This window comes from Streptomyces yamdrokensis (assembly GCF_053890455.1).
Window position 1 is genome coordinate 2,388,537 of record NZ_CM132679.1, and the last position, 18,876, is coordinate 2,407,412.

Genomic DNA, 18,876 nt, shown 5'->3' on the forward strand with positions numbered 1-18,876 from the left:
GCTCAGGGACATGACCTCGAACGAGCGTGTGGTGGTGATCGGCACCGGCCTGGCGGGCGTGACACTCGCCCGGCGGCTCGGCGGGCTCGGCACACCGGTGACGCTGGTCGGCGAGGAGGAGCACCGCCCGTACAACAGGGTGCTGCTCGCCGAGGTGCTGGCCGGACGCTACAGCCCCGAGCTGATCGCCCTCCCCGCCCCGGCGGCGCCGACGGTGCTGACCCGCGGCCGGGTCACCGGCATCGACCGCGCGGCACGCACCGTCGCCTGTGCGGACGGTACCGGGATCGGCTACGACCGGCTCGTCCTGGCCACCGGCTCCAACCCGGTGCTGCCGCCGCTGCGCGGGCTGTTCACCGAGGACCACACGCTGCCCGAGGGCGTGCACGCGTTCCGCACCATGGACGACTGCCTGGGCCTGGCCAAGGCGGTACGTCCGGGGACGCGGGCCGTCGTCATCGGCGGCGGGCTGCTCGGCGTGTCCGCGGCCCGCGCACTCGCCGTGCGCGGCGCGCAGGTCGTCCTCGCCCAGCAGTCCGAGCGGCTCATGGAACGCCAGCTCGACCCGGCGGCCTCCCGGCTCGTCCGGCGGCATCTGAGCGACCTCGGCGTGGAGGTGCACACCGAGTGCCGGGTGCGGGACGTGCGCTGCGTCGCCGGCGCGGTCCGCTCGGTCGAGATGGCCGACGGGTACGCGCTCGACGCCGACCTGGTGGTCCTGGCCTGCGGGGTGCACCCGCGGGTGGGGCTCGCCCAGGCGGCCGGCCTGGAGGTCCGCAAGGGCATCGTCGTCGACGACGAGCTGCGCACCAGTGACCCCCGCATCCACGCCGTCGGCGACTGCGTCCAGCACGCCGGCACGGTGTACGGACTGGCCGCCCCCGCGCTGGAACAGGCCGAGGCACTGGCCGCCCTGCTCGCCGGGGACGCGGGCGCCCGCTACACCGGCACCCGCTCCCTGACCCGGCTCACCCTCACGGGGCCCGACAGCCCGTTCGACCTCGCCGCGTTCGGCGAGACCGAGGCACGGCCCGGCGACGACGTCGTCCAGCTCACCGACGCCACCCGGGGCACCTACCGCAAGGTCGTCGTCCGCGACGACCGGCTGATCGGCGGGGTCCTGGTCGGCGAACTCGGCACGGTCGGCGCGCTCGCCCGCGCGTGGGAGGGAGCAGAGCCGCTCCCGTCCGACGGCGGCCCCCTGCTCCACCTGCTCACCAACGACGGAGGCTCCTGATGACCGCCACCCCGGGGCCCACCCCCACGATCGTGCTCGTCGGCCACGGCATGGTCGGCCAGCGTTTCCTGGAGGCGCTCGCCGAGCGCGGCCTGACCGCCACGCACCGCGTGGTCGTGCTGTGCGAGGAACCGCGTCCGGCGTACGACCGCGTCCAGCTCACCTCGTACTTCTCGGGGCGCACCGCCGAGGACCTGTCCGTGACGGACCTGGCGTTCATCGGGGAACACGGCATCGAGCTGCACGTCGGCGACCCGGCCGAGACGGTCGACCGCAAGGCCCGCAGGGTCACCGCCCGCTCGGGACTGACCGTCGACTACGACGTCCTGGTGCTGGCCACCGGCTCCTACCCGTTCGTGCCGCCGGTGCCGAACAAGGACGCGGCCGGCTGCTTCGTCTACCGCACCATCGAGGACCTGCTCGCGATCGAGGAGTACGCGAAGAAGGCGACGACCGGCGCGGTGGTCGGCGGCGGGCTGCTCGGCCTGGAGGCGGCCGGCGCGCTCAAGGGGCTCGGACTGACCACGCACATCGTGGAGTTCGCGCCGCGCCTGATGCCGGTGCAGGTCGACGACGGCGGCGGCGGCGCGCTGCTGCGCACCATCGAGAACATGGGCCTGGCCGTGCACACCGGCACCGGTACGCAGGAGATCGTGGTCGGCGAGGACGGCGCGGTCACCGGCATGAAGCTGTCCGACGGCTCCGAACTCGCCACCGACATGGTGGTGTTCTCCGCCGGTGTCCGCCCCCGCGACCAGCTCGCCCGTGCGTCGGGCCTGGAGGTCGGCGAGCGCGGCGGCATCGCCGTGGACGAGCAGTGCCGCACGGTCACCGACCCGCACGTCTTCGCGATCGGCGAGTGCGCGCTGGCCGCCGACGGCCGGGTGTACGGCCTGGTCGCCCCCGGCTACGAACAGGCGCAGACCGCCGCCGCGACGATCGCCGACGACGAGGCGTCGTTCACCGGCGCCGACCTGTCGACCAAGCTGAAGCTGCTCGGCGTGGACGTGGCGTCCTTCGGCGACGCGCACGGCGCCACCGCCGACTGCCTGGACGTCGTCTACTCCGACTCCCGCGCCGGCCTGTACAAGAAGCTGGTCATCGGCAGCGACGGCACCCTGCTCGGCGGCATCCTGGTCGGCGACGCGGAGGCGTACGGCACGCTGCGCGCCTTCACCGGGTCGGTCCCGCCCGTCTCGCCCGAGTCCCTGGTCCTGCCCGCCGGAGCCGGCGCCCCCGCCCAGCTCGGCCCGTCCGCGCTGCCGGACGAGGCGGTCATCTGCTCCTGCCACAACGTCACCAAGGGCGCCGTCCGCGGCGCGGTCACCGAGCACAGCTGCACCACCGTGCCCGAGGTGAAGAAGTGCACCAGGGCCGGTACCGGCTGCGGCAGTTGCGTGAAGGTGCTCGGCCAGCTGGTCAACGCCGAACTGGAGGCGAGCGGCGTCGAGGTCGACAAGGGCCTGTGCGGCTGCTTCTCGCAGACCCGCGAGGAGCTGTACGAGATCGTCCACGCCCTGCGCGTCACCTCCCACCGGGACCTGCTGGACCGGCACGGCCGCGAGGGCGCCCGGGGCGGCGACGGCTGCGAGATCTGCAAGCCGACGGTCGGCTCGGTCATCGCCTCGCTCGCCCCGGCCATCGGCGCGAGCACGTACGTCCTGGACGGTGAACAGGCCGCCCTCCAGGACACCAACGACCACTTCCTCGCCAACCTGCAGAGGAACGGCTCGTATTCGGTCGTCCCCCGCATCCCCGGCGGCGAGATCGCCCCGGAGAAGCTGATCGTGATCGGCGAGATCGCCCGCGACTTCGGCCTCTACACGAAGATCACCGGAGGTCAGCGCATCGACATGTTCGGCGCCCGCGTCGAACAGCTCCCGGTGATCTGGGCCCGTCTGGTGGACGCCGGTTTCGAGTCCGGCCACGCGTACGGCAAGTCGCTGCGCACGGTGAAGTCCTGCGTCGGGCAGACCTGGTGCCGCTACGGCGTCCAGGACTCGGTGCGCATGGCGATCGACCTGGAGCTGCGCTACCGGGGACTCAGGTCGCCCCACAAGCTGAAGTCGGCGGTCTCCGGCTGCCAGCGCGAGTGCGCCGAGGCCCAGTCGAAGGACTTCGGCGTCATCGCCACCGTGGGCGGCTGGAACCTGTACGTCGGCGGCAACGGCGGTGCCACCCCGCGCCACGCCGACCTGCTCGCGCAGGACCTCTCGGACGCCGAACTGGTGCGCCTCATCGACCGGTTCCTGATGTTCTACATCCGCACCGCAGACCGTCTGGAGCGCACCTCGACCTGGCTGGACCGGATCCCGGGCGGCCTGGACCACGTACGGGACGTCGTCGTGCACGACTCGCTCGGCATCTGCGACGAGCTGGAGTCCCTGATGTCCGCCCACGTCTCGCACTACCGCGACGAGTGGGCCGAGACCATCAACGACCCCGAGAAGCTCTCCCGGTTCGTGTCCTTCGTCAACGCCCCCGACACCCCGGACCCGGTCGTCGGCTTCGTCCCCGAACGCGACCAGATGAAGCCCGACCTGCCCCTGCTGAACATCGGCATGCGACCCGCGCAGTCCGAGGAAGCCGCCCTGGAAGGGAGCGCCCAGCGATGACCCTGGCACTCGAGACCACCGACCTGAAGGTCCGACTCCAGCTGACCGACGCCTGGTTCGCGGTCTGCGACCTGAGCGCACTGGTCCCGGGCCGCGGCGTGGCGGCCCTGCTGCCCGACGGCCGGCAGGCCGCCGTCTTCACCGACCGCAACGGCGGCCTGTACGCCGTCGACAACCGCGACCCCTTCACCGGCGCGGCGGTCCTCTCCCGCGGCCTGACCGGCACCCACCGGGGCCGCCCGTTCGTCGCCTCCCCGCTGCTCAAGCAGCGCTTCGACCTGGGGACGGGCCAGTGCCTGGACGACGACACGGTCCGTCTGACGACGTACGAGGTCAAGGCGGCGTGAGCGGATAAGGGGCGGTACCCGGGACGGCCGTCCGGCCGTCCCGGGTACCGCCGTCCCGGTTACCGCCCGTCCGTCCGACTGTCGAATTCCTGTCGGATCCGTGTGTTTCCGTTCGGTGGGCGGGGTTCCTGGAGTTTCATCGACTCCGAGAACCCCGCCCACTCGTCTCGCGCACTCCCCACCCGCCCCGGAGGCCCGAACCATGAACCGGAAGCACTCCCCTCACTCCCGGCCGTCCCGCCGCGCCGTGCTCGGCGGTGCCGCGGCCGCCGCCCTCGCGGCGACCGCCGGCACCGGTACCGCGCAGGCGGCCGGACACCGCCCCGCCTGGCCGACCGGGTTCCCGCTGCCCGACGGCTGGCTCCCCGAGGGCATCACCATCGGCAGCAGGCCGTACGCGTACATGGGCTCCCGCGCGAACGGCGCGATCTACCGCACCGACCTGCGCACCGGACAGGGCGCGGTGTTCCACGAGGGCGCCCCGGGCCTGGCGTCCATCGGCCTGAAGCTGGACGACCACGGCGGCCTGCTGTACGTCGCGGGCGGCGGTGGCGGCACCGCGCGCCTCGTGGACGCCCGCACCGGCACCCTCCGCACCACCCACCGGCTCACGGCCGCGACAGGCCATTTCATCAACGACGTCGCCCTGCTCGGCGACCGCGCCTGGTTCACCGACTCGCGCGACGCGGTGCTCTACGGCGTCCCGCGCGGGCGGCGCGGCGCCGTCCGGGTGCTGCCGCTGAGCGGCGACTGGGAGCAGCTGCCGGACGTCAACAACGCGAACGGCATCGTGAGCACACCCGACGGCCGCGACGTCATCGTGGTCAAGAGCACCCCGGGTGAGCTGTACCGGGTCGGCCTGCGCACCGGACGCGCCACCCGCATCACCCTGTCCGGCGCGGACGACGTCGTCAACGGCGACGGCCTGGTGCGCGTCGGCCGCACGCTGTACGTGGTCCAGAACCGGCTGAACGTCGTCACCGTGTTCCACCTCGACGCCGGCGCGACGACGGCGACCCTGCGCCGTTCGATCACCGACCCGCGCTTCGACGTCCCGGCCACCGCGGCCCGTTACCGCGACCGCCTGTACCTGGTCAACGCCCGCTTCACCAGCCCGCAGACACCCGGGACGACGTTCACGGCGGTGGGCGTGCCGCTGTAGGACTCCCGCCGGGCGCCCGCCGGGAGAACGCGGGCGCCCGGCGGCACTCGGGATGGTCACCCCCCGGCACACCTGTGGTCATGATGTGTCCATGGCACACCCGTAGGTTCCGTGTCCGCACGTCCCCGTCACCGGCCGGTGGCGGGACGGTTCACGGCACCTCTAGGAGCGGCAGTGGAACGTCGTACCTTCCTTCGTGCGAGCGCCATGGGCGGCACCGGCGCGGTCCTCGGCGGCGCGCTCTGGCACAGCGCCGCGTACGCGGCGCCCGCCCGGCCCGGCCCGGGCCCCTACGGCGCGCTCGGCGCCGCGGACGCCAACGGGATCAGGCTGCCGGCCGGGTTCACCAGCAGGGTGATCGCCCGTTCCGGCCGGCAGGTCCCGGGCACGTCGTACACCTGGCACAACGCCCCCGACGGCGGCGCCTGTTACGCGGACGGCAGCGGCTGGATCTACGTCTCCAACTCGGAGATCAACCCGTCCGGCGGCGCGGGCGCGGTGCGTTTCTCGGCCACCGGCGCCGTCACGGGCGCGTACCGCATCCTGTCCGGCACCCGGCAGAACTGCGCGGGCGGCAGCACGCCGTGGAACACCTGGCTGTCCTGCGAGGAGGTGGACCGCGGTTACGTCTACGAGACCGATCCGTGGGGGACGAGGGCGGCGGTACGCCGGGACGCGATGGGCCGCTTCAAGCACGAGGCGGCGGCCGCCGACCCGGTCCGCAGGGTGGTCTACCTGACCGAGGACGTCTCGGACGGCTGCTTCTACCGCTTCCGGCCGACGACGTGGGGCGACCTGTCCTCCGGCACGCTGGAGGTACTGGTGGCGGGCAGCGGCACGAGCGGCCCGGTGAGCTGGGCGAGGGTCCCGGACCCGTCCGGGGTCACCGCGACCCGCAACCAGGTCTCCGGCGCCAAGCGCTTCAACGGCGGCGAGGGCTGCCACTACGCGAACGACACCTGCTGGTTCACGACCAAGGGCGACAACCGCGTCTGGCAGTACAACGCCGCCGCCCAGACCATCGAACTCGCCTACGACGACTCCCTGGTGACGGGCGGCTCCGCTCCCCTGACCGGCGTGGACAACGTCACCGGCTCCTCCTCGGGCGACCTCTTCGTGGCCGAGGACGGCGGAAACATGGAGATCTGCGTCATCACGCCCGACGACGTCGTGGCCCCCTTCCTCCGGGTGAGCGGCCAGTCCGGCTCCGAGATCACCGGCCCGGCCTTCTCCCCGGACGGCACCCGCCTGTACTTCTCCAGCCAGCGCGGCACGAGCGGGAGTTCGTCGGGCGGCATCACGTACGAGGTGAAGGGCCCGTTCCGCAGGTAAACGCTCCCGGCTTCCGGCTCACGCCGGTGCACAGAACGCACCGGCGTGAGCGGAGAGCTACCGTCCGGTCACGTCACGTTCGCATCACAGGTCCACGAAACCTCCCCACCCTCCCCCCGCCCCTCCCCTACCGTCGGCAGCTCACACCCGGCAGACCTCCCCGGACAGGGGCACGCTGCCGGATATCCGCACATAGCTGGGGGAACCCCTGTGAACCTGTCCTGCAAGTCCGCCGCCGTGACCGTCGCCGCGCTCGCACTGGCCACGCTGCCCGTCACCACCGCCACCGCCCACGAGGGCGTGTTCAAGAACTGCCCCGAGGCGTACGCCGCCGGGTACGCCAACATCCCGGCGAGCAGCGAGCACTACGGCAAGCACCTGGACCGCGACGGCGACGGCATCGGCTGCGACAACCCGCCGGCGGGCTTCGTCCCCGCCGCCGACGAGGAAAAGGACAAGGACACCGGCTCGGACGACGGCACCACCAAAACCGGCTCCGGCGAAAAGGGCGCCACCGAAAAGGGCAGCGGCACCGACCTCGCCGAGACCGGTGGCAACAGCGCGACCCCGTACATCGCGGCCGGCGGTGCGGCCGTCGTCCTCGCGGGCGGCGGCGTCCTCCTCGCAGCCCGCAGGCGCCGCAGCACCGACTGAGGCACTCCGAAACGGCGACGTGGCGGCGCCCCCGTACGGGGGCGCCGCCACGTCGAACGCTCGACGGCCGCAGGGACGCCGCCCTTCCGCGCGGCGCTCACCCCAGGGGCCGGAGCCCGCGCCGCCGCACAAGGGCAACCGTTCTGGCCGCGGCCTGATCAGCGGACGGGCAGGGGAGAGGCGGGGAGGAGAACACTCCCCGCCACCTTGGTTCCGTCCCGCGTGGGGGTGGTCACACCTGCCGAAAGGGCCACGTCGAGCGCCTCGGCAAGCATGCCGTTGGCTCCGGCTTCCGGAAACGGAATGATCTCGCGGAACGCACCACGCGCATACGGTTCCCACCAGTCCTTGTCAGCGGTCACGGCCGGCCACTCACCGTCCGACCGGATCCGGACCCCCTCCGCGCCCAGGGCCGGCGCCTCGGTGGCAATCGCGTCGGCCGGTTCGGTCCCCTCGAAGGCACCCGATCGGAAGGATTGGCTCTCGTTCCCCTGCGGGTGCCCCAGCACATCGGGGCGGGCGATGCCGTCAGGGTGATGTCCGCAAACGGGGCGAAGCCCCGCCGGAAACAAATCCGGCGGGGCTTCCGTGGTTCCCCGGCAAGCAGGCAGTCCCGCCCGGCAGGAGACCGCGCGGAGTGGCGGACAAGGGATCCACCGCATACGCAGCCACGCTGCGACCGAAGAGCCGCCCACCGGGGTTCAGCAGCCGGCCGTCACGTTCCCGCAGTGGATCCACCCGCGTGTGAAACCGTTGTCGACGTAGTACCACAGGTTTCCGTACTCGTTGTAGGCGTTATGACTCCACAGCAGATCGTCCCCGGGAGACGTCTTGTAGTACCAGTCACAACTGGCCTTGAAGCAGGCCCTGATCGGCCCGCCCAGCGACGTGGTGGAATACCAGGCCACCGCTCCGGCGGTCTGGGAAGCCGTCTGCTCCGACTCTGTCGCAGCCGCAGGAAGATCGGAAGTGGCGGGCGCAGCCCGTGTCGGGGCCGCCGTGGTGGCGATCAGCGTAGCCGCGAGGAGCGCGCCGGTCGTCAGAGACGAAAGTCTTGCGCGGATGGTCATGACACCTCCTGTTTCGAGGGCACCCCGCGCCGATGGTGGCGGGGCACCCGTCGTCGGGTGACGGCGCGACCGGGGCGCCCGGGCAACTCACCGCCGGGCGGCCCGGCCGCTTCGAGGCCGAGGCCTGTGGGGTCGGCTCGTCAGCGCCAGCTGCCGCAGCGCCGGGAGGCCCCGGCGTCACTGGTGCACACTCTGAACTTGGCCTGGTCACCGGTGTAGGGGTAGGCGGCCCATCCCCACAGCCCGCCTGCGTCAGGCGCGCATCCGACGCCGCATGTGGCCTCGAGAACGAGCTCGCTGTCGTAGCCGCTCGACGTGTAGCCGACCCACAACTCGGCCCGTCGGCCGTCCTTGGCGGTGTCCTCCAGGTAGGTGGGCAGCTCGTTGTATTCCGGGGACATCCACCAGAGGTCCGGGTCCGAGCACACTGTGCCTTGGAAGTAGGCACCGGTAACGGACGTGTGGATGTCGCGGCAGCCGTCAGCCGCCTCAGCTGCTGCGGAGGCCGTGCCGGGCAGGCCGGTGAAGGCGAGACCGGCGGTGATGGCGGCAGCGGTCAGGGCACGACCGAGGGTCCTGCCAATCCTGGCCTTGTCCAATGTTCCCCTCCTGGGAGGAAGCCGACGTCCGGCGCGACAGAAGGCGCCGCGTGATGGGCGGACCGCTCTGTCGCGTCGAAGAGGAGGCTGATGAGTCGGCGACGGCTGCCGCACGACGGTTCGATCGCCGACGAGCATGTCCGCACGGCCACCGGGCCGACAAGGGAAGTCACTGTTCGCACCCGTTCGGAACGATGCTCACTGCGCTCCGAACGCACTCGAACAAGGCCGATTTCAAGGGTGCCCCATCACCGTCTGCGGGGCGCATGCTGAGGTAATGAGCCAGAGAGGGAGCGGCTTCACCGAGCCACCGGAGGAACCACCACAGCCGGCGCAGGCCAGCACCCCTGCCGAGTTCACCGCGGCGCTGCGCACGCTGCGGCTCTGGTCCGGGCTGACCTACCGCCAGCTCGAGGGCAAGGCCATCGCGCACACCGACACGCTCCCGGTCAGCACGATCGCCACCACTCTCGGCCGCGCCACCCTGCCCCGGGAACGGTTTGTCGCCGCCTTCACCCGCGCGTGCGGCCTGGGTGAGGAAGAAGTACGTCAGTGGCTCGACGCACGTCGCCGCATCGCCACCGACAGGCCCGCACCGATCGGCGACGAGGGGGGCGACGATCGCGGCGCTTCAGCCATCGGTGTGCCTGTCCCCGCGCGCGTCCCGCGGTGGCGCCGGGCGGCCGGCCTGTTCGGCGCCGCGGGCATCGCGGTCGCGGGCACGCTTGGTGTCGGCAGCCTGTTCCACGACTCGTCGGCACCGGCCGCCCCGCCCGCAATGCCGGTGACCGAACTGCGCATGCTGGCCGTGGGCAGCTGGGCACGCATCCACCCCGCTCGCACACCCGAGCTGTGCCTCACCGAAGGCAGGGATCGCACCGGCCGGTACCAGACCGCCGTCGCCGCTCAACGACCCTGCACGAAGGCCGTCCTGCCGCTGGTGTTCCTCGAACCGCTGGGCAAGGACACCGTGCAGATCCAGTGGCACCATCCGAAGTACGGCATCGGCTGTCTCACCGTTCTGTTGAAGGGGCCGGGGCGCGACCTGCTCGAGCCCCGCGACGACTGTGCCGACGACAACCGGACCCAACAGTTCCGAATCGAGCCCTTCGGCCCGCCTGCTACGGCCCACTTCCGCGTCCGCCCGGTCGTCACCGGCCGGTGCCTGAGCCTGCGCGACCAAGACACCGAGGACGGAGCGGAGATCGTCCAGGGCCGCTGCTCCGGCGCCGCCGACCAGGACTTCCTGATAGAACTGATCCCACCCCCGCAAGTCGCTGCCGGACTCACCCGATCGTCCCGGTGACCAATGCCGTGCCACGGCCGCGACATCTTGGGACATCCCGCAGCCTGCGGGGCGCGAAGGTCCGTCGACGGTGGCTCTGCTGCACTGGTCGCGGCGCCCGCCGATGCCCGACCGGCGTTCCGGTTGTCCGCACAGACGCAAGGCGCCGATCCCGGCACCGGGTTCCGCCACCCGGCCCTCCCGGCCCGACGGGCCGGGCTCCGCCCGCAGAGCCCGGGGTCTACGGGCGACGTACCCGGAACCGGACCGCCGAGCCGGCTGCAACGTCCCATCGGTGAAGGTCACGGCCTGATCGGCGGCCCTGCGCTTCGCTCCGATCAGGGCGAGGTCGGGCAGGACGGCGGCACGGCGCCGGAACGACACACCTTTGGACAGCGCATCACACTCGAGAGCCCGCTCGAGGGCTGGTTCCGCCAGGTCCAGCCGCCCGAGCCGCACATGTCCGGCGCCGCGCTCCCCCACCAGCCGTGCGCCGTCGAGCCGCGGCCGTTCCCTGTCGTGCGGGGCCCGGCAGGTGAGTCACCCGGTCGGCCTCGTCGAGTGCCCGTTCACAGGCATCGACGTCCCCCGGGCAGGCATACGTCTCGGCCCGGAGCGGGGCTGCACCAGTAGCGCGTGGGGAGGTGGCTGTCACCGCGTACGGCGGCCTTCCGAGCCGCGCCGAGGATCGAGACCGGCACCGGGTCCCACCGGCCGGCCGGCATCCGGGCAGCCCGGGTACAGGACATCGCCACGGGCCGAGTGCCCGTTTTCGCCATGCGAGGCGTCCCGACGCAGGCCGTGCTCTGCACACGATCAGCCCTGCGCCGTTTGCCCTGGATCATGGGGGTGGTCAAGATGGAACCAGTGGGTCGGTGAGAGGAGCAACCATGGCAGCCCTCCTCGCACGCCGTGGCCGGTGCACCCTCGCGGCGGCCGCGCTTGCCCTGGTTGTGACCGCGGGCGGATGCGGCGGGGACGACGACTTCTCCCTGCCGGACTGGGAAGCGCCGGGCCAGAACGCCCGCATCGGCGACATCATGATCCGGTACGCGCACGTGGCGGAACCGCGAGGCGAGCCGTGGCAGCCGGGAGACGACGTCCCCGCGTACGTGTGGCTCTACAACAAGGGCAGCGAGGCCGACAAGCTCGTGGGCGCCGGCACGCCGAATGCGGCCTCGGTGGACATCGTCGACTCCGACGGCCGGCCGTCTCCCGACGGGGTGGATCTCCCGGTGAACCAGCTCGTGGAGCTGGAGCCGGGCAAGGCCCATCTGGTGCTGCGGGACGTGCGCGAACTGATCAGGGGCGGCGACTTCATGAAGTTCACCATGCGGTTCGAGGACGCGGGGCCGATCACCTTCAACATTCAGTCGCAGATCCCCGCCTACGACGAAAGCCCCTCCCCCACTCGGTGAGTCCTTCCCCGATGGACGCCGCGTTCGCCGGCCGCGGGGCCGCGTCGAGGCGGAGACGCCCGCAGGCGAAGCCGAGGACGAACGGCCTTGACACGGTCCTGCGGCCGGCCACCGTCACGGGCATCGGGGAACGGCCTCCGTCCTCCGGTGTCGTCAGTTCTCATCGACGTCTTCGGGCTGTCCGACTGCCAAGTGCTGCCCGGAACCGTCGACAGACGTTGCTCGCCCTCGCCTACGAGACCACGAGGGCGAGGGCTGGGGTGGCGCCGGCCGCGGGTGCCGCTCCCGGTCACGGCGTTCCGGGCCGGGGCGGCCCGTCGGTCCGCCTCTCTTCTCCCCGGATGATGCTGATCATGCCGTTGGGCTCGAGGTAGGCGCGGGTGACGTCCGACAGATCGCTCACGCCGTGCAGGCGCAGCTGCGCCATGACCTCCTCCTCGGTCATCAGTTCCCGGCGCATGGCCCTGTGGTTGAGCCGTCCGTCCTCGACCAGGGGCCGGGGCCGGGCCTTGACGACGCCGGCGAGGCGGGGCATCCGGTAGGCGAGGGCGTCGATCACCAGGCTCCAGAAGATGAGCGTGACCGCCACCAGCAGGCCGTCGGGAAGGGCGCTGCTGTGGCCCACCAGGCTCGGGCCCACGGCCTGGGCGACCAGCACGACCAGGAGGATGTCGCTGACCCCCAGCCCGCCGGACTCGCGCTGGCCGATGACGCGCATCACGGCCAGCAGCACCAGGTAGGTGACCGTGCCCCGCAGGAAGAGCTCCAGGGGCGGCACGCTGGGGAGGAAAAGAACGTTCCAGTCGGGCATGCCCCACGGTAGGGCCGCCCTTCGGGAGGGTTGCCCGATCCGCTCCCGGGCGTCCTCCGTTCGGCCCACGGAGTCGCGGCCCGACGGCCGCCGGGGCGCGCGCCGGCACAGGAGGGGGCGGCACCCCCGCACGGGTGCCGCCCTCTCTGCGTCTACCTGCGAACTCTCCGAATTCCGCACCCATCAGGGCACTTTCAGGGCACTTCCGCCAGGGCCTCATCGATGAGAGCGGCCGTCGTGTCCTCGTCGTCCTCGTACAAATGCACGTAGAGGTCGAGCGTGATCGATGGCTTAGCGTGACCGAGGCGCCGCTGTACCTTCTTCACGCTCGCCCCGTGCTTGATCAGCACCGAGGCATAGAAGTGGCGGCAGTCGTGCGTCGTCGTCCCCTCCGGCACGCGCAGCGGCGACCCGGCGTCGATCAGCTGCTTGTCTGCCCGCTTCACCATGCGCGCCCACGACTTGGCCCACGACCCGCGCCGGATCGGGTCGCCCGTCCGGCTCACGAACAGCAGGCGGGCCTTCCTGGTACGCGGCTTGCGCGGGTCCGTGCGGTCCTCGATCTCCACCTCGGCCGGCGGGAACGCCTTCAGGTGCTCCTCGACGGCCGCCACCGCGGACGCCGACAACGGCACCGTGCGGTAACTCTTCTCCGTCTTCGGCTGGCCCAGGTACGGCACGCCCTTGTCGGGGCCGATGAGTTGCTGCTCTACCTCGAGCGTCCCGGCCTGCAGGTCGATGTGCTCGACCTCGAGGCCGAACAGCTCGCCCTGGCGTAGCCCGGTCGTGGCCGCCAGGCGCACCAGCGCCCGGTAGCTGGGCGAGGCCGCGGCCAGCAGCGCGCGAACGACCACCGGATCCAGCGGCACCACCTCAGGCTTACGGATCTCCGGCAGGTCAATCCCGTGACAGGGATTCGACCGGATGATCCCGTCGTAGTGGGCCGCAGCCAGCACGCCGAACAGGGCGTTCCACGGGGTACGGAGGCTGGACGGCGCGAGGGCGGCAGACCGATCCTTCAGCCAGGCCCGGATGTCCGCGCGCTTGATGCCGGCCATCTGGTGGTTGCCCAGCAGCGGGTAGACGTGCAGCCGTAGGGCCCGCTCGACGTTCGACTCGGTCCGCTCCCGGTGCGTCGCCGAGGCGCGCCACTCCTCCGCGTACTCCCGGAACGTCTGGCGGCGCGTGGTGCGGTCGACGAACTCGCCCTTGTCCAGCTCGGTCTTCACCTCGGCCGCACGCGCGTCGGCCGCGGTGCGCTTGGCGAAGTTCTCCTTCTTCTGCTCACCGGCCGGATCCCGGTAGCGGACCTGCCAGCGCTTCCCGACGCCATGGTCCGCGCTCGCGTACACCGGCTTCGTCTTCGTGCTGTGGTCCTCGCACGGGTCCGCCCCGGCGGGCGGCCGGCTCAAGTGCCAGCGGTCATAGACCCTCGCCATCTGCACTCCCCCATGTGCCAGGGTCGCGCCGCTTCTCGGCCTCGACGTCGACCGCGCCCCACTCACCCATGCGCTCGAAGAGCTCCCGCTTAGCCTCCCGCCTCCGCACCTCGTTCAACGGCACTTCCGTGTAGAAGATCCGCTGATCCGTCCCGGGCAGCGGCTCAACACCCCTCACCCAAGCCCGCACTCGGGCGGCCGGCGCCGCGGTCTCGGGAGTCACGTTGTACTCGACCTCTTCGAGCGGCACGAGAAGGTGAAGGGGAGACACGTCGAGGACGTGAGCGAGCCCTAGCCACTCCGTCAGGCTCACGTTCTGCCGCTTCCCCTTCTCCAGATTGGAGACGGTGAACCGATCCCATTTGAAGCCTTCTGCCTGCATTCGCTGGCCAACTTCGGCCGCTGTGAGGCCCTTTCGTTTACGCAGCTCACCGACCCTGAAGGCCACAGTCTGCACGGGGCCGATTCCTCGATCCGACAAGTCCACTCCACTCCTAGGTGATCTAGTTTCACCCTACAGAGCACTTGCATCACCGGCAACGGTGAGGCACGATTGGCCGCACCTGATGCCCGGTTACACCTGAACGTGTAACCATTTCACCTAAAGGAGAAGCATGGGACGGGCCACCCTCCCCCGCGTGACGCTCCCCAAGTCGGCAGGCGCAAATCGGCGCCCCCTCGCCACCGTGCCCGACATCGCCGAGCACTACGGCGTCCCCCTGAAGACCGTCCGGTACTGGCACCAGACCCAGACGGGTCCCGGCTGCCTGATGTTCCGGGTCGGCAAGTACCTCCGCGCCCGCTGGGACGACATCGACCAGTACGACGCCGAACAGGTCGGAGGTCAGCGAGCGGCATGACCCGAAACAGCAACGAGACCCGGCACGGGCTAGGTGCCAGGTCTCGTAGAAGCGAATCGGTCGCTGGCCCCAAGGTAGCGCACGGCAAGCCGGAGACGCAGCAGGGCCCCCGGCAGGTGGGTGAAATTCACCCACCTGAGACGGAACCGGAGGCGATCCTCCGCGACTACTGGGCCGCGGCGAAGGCCCGCTACCAGCGAGGCGACTACGTCGACTACGGCAGCGCCGACTGGTGCGCGCTCCCCCTCGAGGACCCCCGCAAGATGGCCGGCCTGGTCGCCTTCGCCCAGATGTGGCTGAAGTACGGCGACGAGATCGCCTCCGACCTCAACCGGCAGCTCGCCACCCCCGAAGCCCTCTGGATGCGGCCCACCCTCGCCGAACGCGACCAGGCCTACGCCGACATCGTCACCCGCAACCGCAGCAAGAAGGAGGCGGCGTGACCCATCAGGAGCCGGGCATGTGGGACGACTGGGAGGAGCAGGCCGGGGGCGTGGTCGCCCCCGAGCCTGCCCGCCTCGCCGTCGTCCCGCAGCCGGCCGGTCCCTTGCCAACGTGGCGCCCTCGCGACCTCGAGGACGTCCTCGACGGCACGTACAAGCCCCCGGTGCCCACCGTGGGCAGCCGGGACGACGGCGTCGGCCTCTTCTACGCCGGGCGCATGCACTCGATCGTCGGCGAATCCGAAGGCGGCAAGACGTGGTTCGCCCTCATGGCCGTCGCCTCCGAACTGGCCGCAGGCAACGCGGTCGTGTTCATCGACTTCGAGGACGACGCACCCGGAGTCGTCGGCCGGCTCCTCGCCCTCGGCACCGACCGGCAGCACATCCGCGACCGGTTCGCCTACATCCGGCCCGAGGACCCGCTCACCATGGGGTTCAACCGGCAGGAGATCGGCCAGGCCATGCACGACCTGCGGCCCACGTTCGTCCCCGTCGACGGCGTCACCGAAGGCATGGCCATGCACGGCATGGAACTCAAGGACAACACCGACGTCGCCAAGTTCGGCCGGATGCTCCTGCGGCCCATCGCCGAATTCGGCGCCGCGGTCGCCACCCTCGACCACGTCGTCAAGGACAAGGAAGGCCGCGGCCGGTACGCCATCGGAGGCGTCCACAAGCTCAACGGCATCAACGGCGCGATGTACATCCTCGAGAACCGGAGCCCGTTCGGCGTCGGCCTCACCGGCAGAACCACGGTGCGCATCGCCAAGGACCGGCCCGGACAGTTGCGCAGGCACGCCCTGCCGCACAGCAGCGGCCTCCACTGGTTCGCCGACTTCGTCCTGAAGTCCCATGACGAGACGTTCGCCGAAGCGGCCCTGTACAAGCCCGTCGAGGACGACGGACCCTTCCGCCCGACGTCGGTCATGAAGAAGATCAGCGACGCCATCGCCGACCCCAAAGAGCCGATGACCGTCCGCGCCATCGAAGCGCGGGTCGGCGGCAACAAGGGCGTACTCGCCGCAGCCATTGCCCGGCTGGTCGACGAAGGCTTCGTCGAGGTCGCTCCGGGGCCGAACCGATCCAAGGTTCACACCCTCGTGAAGCCCTTCGAGGAGGCCCCGGAATGACCGGTGTCCCCGTGTCCCCCGAGTGTCCCCGAGTGTCCCCCAGGGACGCACGTCCGCCGGTGTCCCCGTGTCCCCCGTCCCCCTATAGGGGGGACACGGGTCCGGGGGACACCCAGCAACAGACCGAAGCGCCCCCCGTCCCCTTGCTGCTGCCGCTTTTCGGCCGCCACCACAGATCAGGAGTCACCCGCATGACGAGTCACGTCGATGAGGCCGTGGCCGCCCGGATAGCGGCTGTCGCAGCAAAGAAGCAGCAGCAGCGGGAGGAGCGTGCCGCGTTCGCCCGGCGGCGTGCTGCGGGTCTCGTGGCGCGGAAGCGCTCGAAGCTGCGTCGGGTGTTCTGCGGGACGTGCGCCCGACTCCAGCGGCGCGGTAGCTACCTGCGTTGCCCGCTCGGCTGCGGGACGGCTCTCTGCCGGAAGCGGGCCGGCTGCGGCAACGTCCACTTGCCGCAGTGCCCCAACCGTTGCGGTAAGGCAACGACTGGGGAGGCGTCGTGAACGAAGCGCAGGTGTTGCGCACGGGGTCGCTCATCACGGCGGCGGCCCTGCGCGGCGACGACATGGCCGTGGAACTCCTGATCGGCACGCTGCCGCCGGACCACGTCCGCGTCGTCGCCGTCGCCGCCATCGGCGCCATGGCCGGCCTGGTCCGCGAAGCCATCACCCCCGAAGCCGTACAGCAAGCCGTCCGCGACGCCCAGCAGCTCGCACACGACGCAGTCCAGGAAGGAACCCAGTCATGACCCCCGACCAGATCCGCGAGGCGTTCAACCGGAAGATCGAGAAGATCCGGGCCCGCGAGGACATCACGGTGCAGGCGAAGCAAGTCGCCATGGCCCGCGCCCACCAGGACGCCGTAACCAAGCTCAACGCCATCCGGGACGCCGACCGGCAGCAGTACCAGGAGCGGCGCACCACCCTGGAGAAGCGGCTGTTCGGCAACCGCGAACTGTCCGGCACCGACGCCCTGTCCGCCCGTGACGCACGCGAGCGGGCTGCCGGCTACACGCACCCCGACGACGCTCTCGCCGCGTACAGGCGGGCCCAGCGCGACGGCGACCGCGACATGATGCGCGCCCTCGGCTCGTGGGCCGCGGACCAGGCCGCCATGCCGATCCTCGGCGACGCGTGGCGGCCCCTGGTCGAGACGCACGCCGAGAACACCCCCGGCTACACGGCCAACCTCGAGGAGCTGCGCACCCTGCGCGAGCCCGGCACCTACGACGACACCAGCTACATGACGCCGGCCGTGCCGCAGGAACTCGGCAGGATGAGCCCGCAGCAGGTCGTCTCGCTCGCCGAGAGCCCCATGACCGTGTACGGCAACGACGGACCGGAGGCAGCGTGATGCTCGGATTCGACTACGACACCGGCAAGGCGCAGAAGGCGGTGAAGTCCGCCCAGCGGCGCGCCCTGCCCGTACCGCAGGAGATCGCCGACACCGCGGCGATGGTCGACGTCGTCCTCAAGGCCGCCCACATGAAGGCCCCGGAGCGGCCCACCATCGCCGACATCCCCGCCACCCCGGAGGAACTCGCGGCGCTCATCGAGGAACGCGCCCACGCCCACCGGATCGCCAAGGCGCACAACGCGATCGGCACCGACTTCCTGGAGCCGATCGCCCGCAAGTTCAACGCCCTCGTCCGCGCCCAGGTCCCCGGCTGGATTCGCGCCCTGCAGCCCGAGTTCGACGGGCTGGTCAAGCAGCTGCGCACCCAGGCGAGGAAGCTGCCCGCCCACCTGGACAAGCACCTCCTCGACTGGAACGACCCAGCTGTCACCACACCGTGGGAGAAGGCGGAAGGGATCGCGTTCCAACTCGACCAGATCGTCACCGACCGTAAGACGATGGCGATGGCCGGCGACCTGGCGGGCGAGGGCGGCAGAGACGCCGAGCTGTACGCCGTCGCCAAGCTGCCCGCACCGACCGCAACCGGTGTGGTGCAGCACCTGATGCGCACGCACATCTCACCCGAGATGCAGCAGTGGCGAGACCTCAAGCACCAGCCCGTCTCGCGCTGGCTGCAGCTCGCAAGGTCAGAGCATCTGACGATCGAGCTCGCCACACCCGATGAGGTGAGGCAGCGCGCCGCAGTCAGGCAGCAGTGGGTCGACGCCATCGGCGCGCGAGGCGTCGCACCAGTACCGACACCGAAGGCCATCAAGGCCATCGAGTCAGCGCTGCGAGGCTGACATGAAGACGTCGACGCTCCGCGAGTGGGTCACGGGCATGACGAGCTCGCGTTGCAGCGTCGACACGCGGTCCGGCCGGCTGCTTGGGACGCCGAGCCGGCCGGACCGCACCCAAACCAGGACGGATCACCCGGGGCCGGATCCCCTCCGGATGATCTCCACGGATCGGGGTCGTATACCTGCTGACCCTGGCTGACCCCTGAAACGATCCCTAGGGGCCCGCTGACCTGCGGGTTTACCCGTTTGACTGACAGGCCGTCAGGTCTGGGAGAGGAGACG

20 protein-coding genes are annotated in these 18,876 nt (G+C 71.1%); 14 read left to right on the forward strand and 6 right to left on the reverse strand.

Translation table 11 applies throughout. The features are described from left to right. Positions 1 to 10: 10 nt before the first annotated feature. The 6 genes from ACWZEH_RS10135 to ACWZEH_RS10160 all read left to right on the forward strand — a co-directional run bounded on the left by ACWZEH_RS10135 (position 11) and on the right by ACWZEH_RS10160 (position 7,347). Positions 11 to 1,237: an NAD(P)/FAD-dependent oxidoreductase gene (locus ACWZEH_RS10135; RefSeq protein WP_456197608.1), complete on the forward strand. Its 1,227-nt coding sequence runs from the start codon at positions 11 to 13 to the stop codon at positions 1,235 to 1,237. Beyond that, entirely contained in the window at positions 1,237 to 3,852 is a 2,616-nt protein-coding gene (gene nirB, locus ACWZEH_RS10140; RefSeq protein WP_456197610.1) for a nitrite reductase large subunit NirB, read from the forward strand. The genes ACWZEH_RS10135 and nirB overlap by 1 nt, the downstream gene beginning before the upstream one ends. After that, positions 3,849 to 4,199: a nitrite reductase small subunit NirD gene (nirD, locus tag ACWZEH_RS10145; RefSeq protein WP_456197612.1), complete on the forward strand. Its 351-nt coding sequence runs from the start codon at positions 3,849 to 3,851 to the stop codon at positions 4,197 to 4,199. The genes nirB and nirD overlap by 4 nt, the downstream gene beginning before the upstream one ends. 202 nt (positions 4,200 to 4,401) lie before the next feature. Further along, the gene (locus ACWZEH_RS10150) at positions 4,402 to 5,361 is read left to right on the forward strand and encodes an SMP-30/gluconolactonase/LRE family protein (RefSeq protein WP_456197613.1); all 960 of its coding nucleotides are present in this window, start codon (positions 4,402 to 4,404) and stop codon (positions 5,359 to 5,361) included. Positions 5,362 to 5,535: 174 nt separating this feature from the next. Further along, positions 5,536 to 6,693, forward strand: a complete 1,158-nt coding sequence (locus ACWZEH_RS10155; RefSeq protein WP_456197615.1) for an alkaline phosphatase PhoX — start codon at positions 5,536 to 5,538, stop codon at positions 6,691 to 6,693. Between the two features lie 210 nt (positions 6,694 to 6,903). Beyond that, on the forward strand, positions 6,904 to 7,347 hold the full coding sequence (locus ACWZEH_RS10160) for an excalibur calcium-binding domain-containing protein (RefSeq protein WP_456197617.1): 444 nt from the start codon (positions 6,904 to 6,906) through the stop codon (positions 7,345 to 7,347). A 158-nt stretch (positions 7,348 to 7,505) separates the two neighbouring features. On the opposite strand, the gene ACWZEH_RS10165 is transcribed toward ACWZEH_RS10160, so the two are convergent. The 3 genes from ACWZEH_RS10165 to ACWZEH_RS10175 all read right to left on the reverse strand — a co-directional run bounded on the left by ACWZEH_RS10165 (position 7,506) and on the right by ACWZEH_RS10175 (position 9,016). Further along, positions 7,506 to 7,709, reverse strand: a complete 204-nt coding sequence (locus tag ACWZEH_RS10165) for a hypothetical protein (protein WP_456197619.1) — start codon at positions 7,707 to 7,709, stop codon at positions 7,506 to 7,508. 339 nt (positions 7,710 to 8,048) lie between these two features. After that, positions 8,049 to 8,417: a hypothetical protein gene (locus ACWZEH_RS10170; RefSeq protein WP_456197621.1), complete on the reverse strand. Its 369-nt coding sequence runs from the start codon at positions 8,415 to 8,417 to the stop codon at positions 8,049 to 8,051. 140 nt (positions 8,418 to 8,557) lie between these two features. Beyond that, positions 8,558 to 9,016 (reverse strand): hypothetical protein, encoded by a 459-nt coding sequence (locus ACWZEH_RS10175; protein WP_456197623.1) that lies wholly within the window; start codon positions 9,014 to 9,016, stop codon positions 8,558 to 8,560. 277 nt (positions 9,017 to 9,293) lie between these two features. Here ACWZEH_RS10175 and ACWZEH_RS10180 point away from each other — a divergent pair, with 277 nt between their 5' ends. Next, the gene (locus tag ACWZEH_RS10180) at positions 9,294 to 10,322 is read left to right on the forward strand and encodes a helix-turn-helix domain-containing protein (protein ID WP_456197625.1); all 1,029 of its coding nucleotides are present in this window, start codon (positions 9,294 to 9,296) and stop codon (positions 10,320 to 10,322) included. Between the two features lie 869 nt (positions 10,323 to 11,191). Continuing rightward, the gene (locus tag ACWZEH_RS10185; RefSeq protein WP_456197627.1) at positions 11,192 to 11,719 is read left to right on the forward strand and encodes a copper chaperone PCu(A)C; all 528 of its coding nucleotides are present in this window, start codon (positions 11,192 to 11,194) and stop codon (positions 11,717 to 11,719) included. Positions 11,720 to 12,008: 289 nt separating this feature from the next. Here the strand turns inward: ACWZEH_RS10185 and ACWZEH_RS10190 are convergent, their stop codons facing one another. The 3 genes from ACWZEH_RS10190 to ACWZEH_RS10200 form a co-directional block, all read right to left on the reverse strand. Continuing rightward, positions 12,009 to 12,530: a DUF421 domain-containing protein gene (locus tag ACWZEH_RS10190; protein WP_456197629.1), complete on the reverse strand. Its 522-nt coding sequence runs from the start codon at positions 12,528 to 12,530 to the stop codon at positions 12,009 to 12,011. A 194-nt stretch (positions 12,531 to 12,724) separates the two neighbouring features. Continuing rightward, on the reverse strand, positions 12,725 to 13,969 hold the full coding sequence (locus ACWZEH_RS10195; protein ID WP_456197631.1) for a site-specific integrase: 1,245 nt from the start codon (positions 13,967 to 13,969) through the stop codon (positions 12,725 to 12,727). Beyond that, positions 13,953 to 14,426 carry a helix-turn-helix domain-containing protein gene (locus tag ACWZEH_RS10200; RefSeq protein WP_456197632.1) on the reverse strand — a complete coding sequence of 158 codons (474 nt, stop codon included), beginning with the start codon at positions 14,424 to 14,426 and terminating at the stop codon, positions 13,953 to 13,955. The genes ACWZEH_RS10195 and ACWZEH_RS10200 overlap by 17 nt, the downstream gene beginning before the upstream one ends. Before the next feature lie 157 nt (positions 14,427 to 14,583). Between ACWZEH_RS10200 and ACWZEH_RS10205 the strand changes: the two genes are divergently transcribed. The 6 genes from ACWZEH_RS10205 to ACWZEH_RS10230 all read left to right on the forward strand — a co-directional run bounded on the left by ACWZEH_RS10205 (position 14,584) and on the right by ACWZEH_RS10230 (position 18,597). Then, complete coding sequence (locus ACWZEH_RS10205) at positions 14,584 to 14,829, forward strand: DNA-binding protein (protein ID WP_456197634.1); 246 nt, start codon at positions 14,584 to 14,586, stop codon at positions 14,827 to 14,829. A gap of 116 nt (positions 14,830 to 14,945) precedes the next feature. Next, positions 14,946 to 15,272, forward strand: a complete 327-nt coding sequence (locus ACWZEH_RS10210; RefSeq protein ID WP_456197635.1) for a hypothetical protein — start codon at positions 14,946 to 14,948, stop codon at positions 15,270 to 15,272. Then, positions 15,269 to 16,402: an AAA family ATPase gene (locus ACWZEH_RS10215; RefSeq protein WP_456197637.1), complete on the forward strand. Its 1,134-nt coding sequence runs from the start codon at positions 15,269 to 15,271 to the stop codon at positions 16,400 to 16,402. The genes ACWZEH_RS10210 and ACWZEH_RS10215 overlap by 4 nt, the downstream gene beginning before the upstream one ends. 496 nt (positions 16,403 to 16,898) lie before the next feature. Further along, positions 16,899 to 17,147, forward strand: a complete 249-nt coding sequence (locus ACWZEH_RS10220; protein WP_456197639.1) for a hypothetical protein — start codon at positions 16,899 to 16,901, stop codon at positions 17,145 to 17,147. Then, positions 17,144 to 17,752, forward strand: a complete 609-nt coding sequence (locus ACWZEH_RS10225) for a hypothetical protein (RefSeq protein ID WP_456197641.1) — start codon at positions 17,144 to 17,146, stop codon at positions 17,750 to 17,752. The genes ACWZEH_RS10220 and ACWZEH_RS10225 overlap by 4 nt, the downstream gene beginning before the upstream one ends. After that, the gene (locus tag ACWZEH_RS10230; RefSeq protein ID WP_456197643.1) at positions 17,749 to 18,597 is read left to right on the forward strand and encodes a hypothetical protein; all 849 of its coding nucleotides are present in this window, start codon (positions 17,749 to 17,751) and stop codon (positions 18,595 to 18,597) included. The genes ACWZEH_RS10225 and ACWZEH_RS10230 overlap by 4 nt, the downstream gene beginning before the upstream one ends. Positions 18,598 to 18,876: the final 279 nt, after the last annotated feature.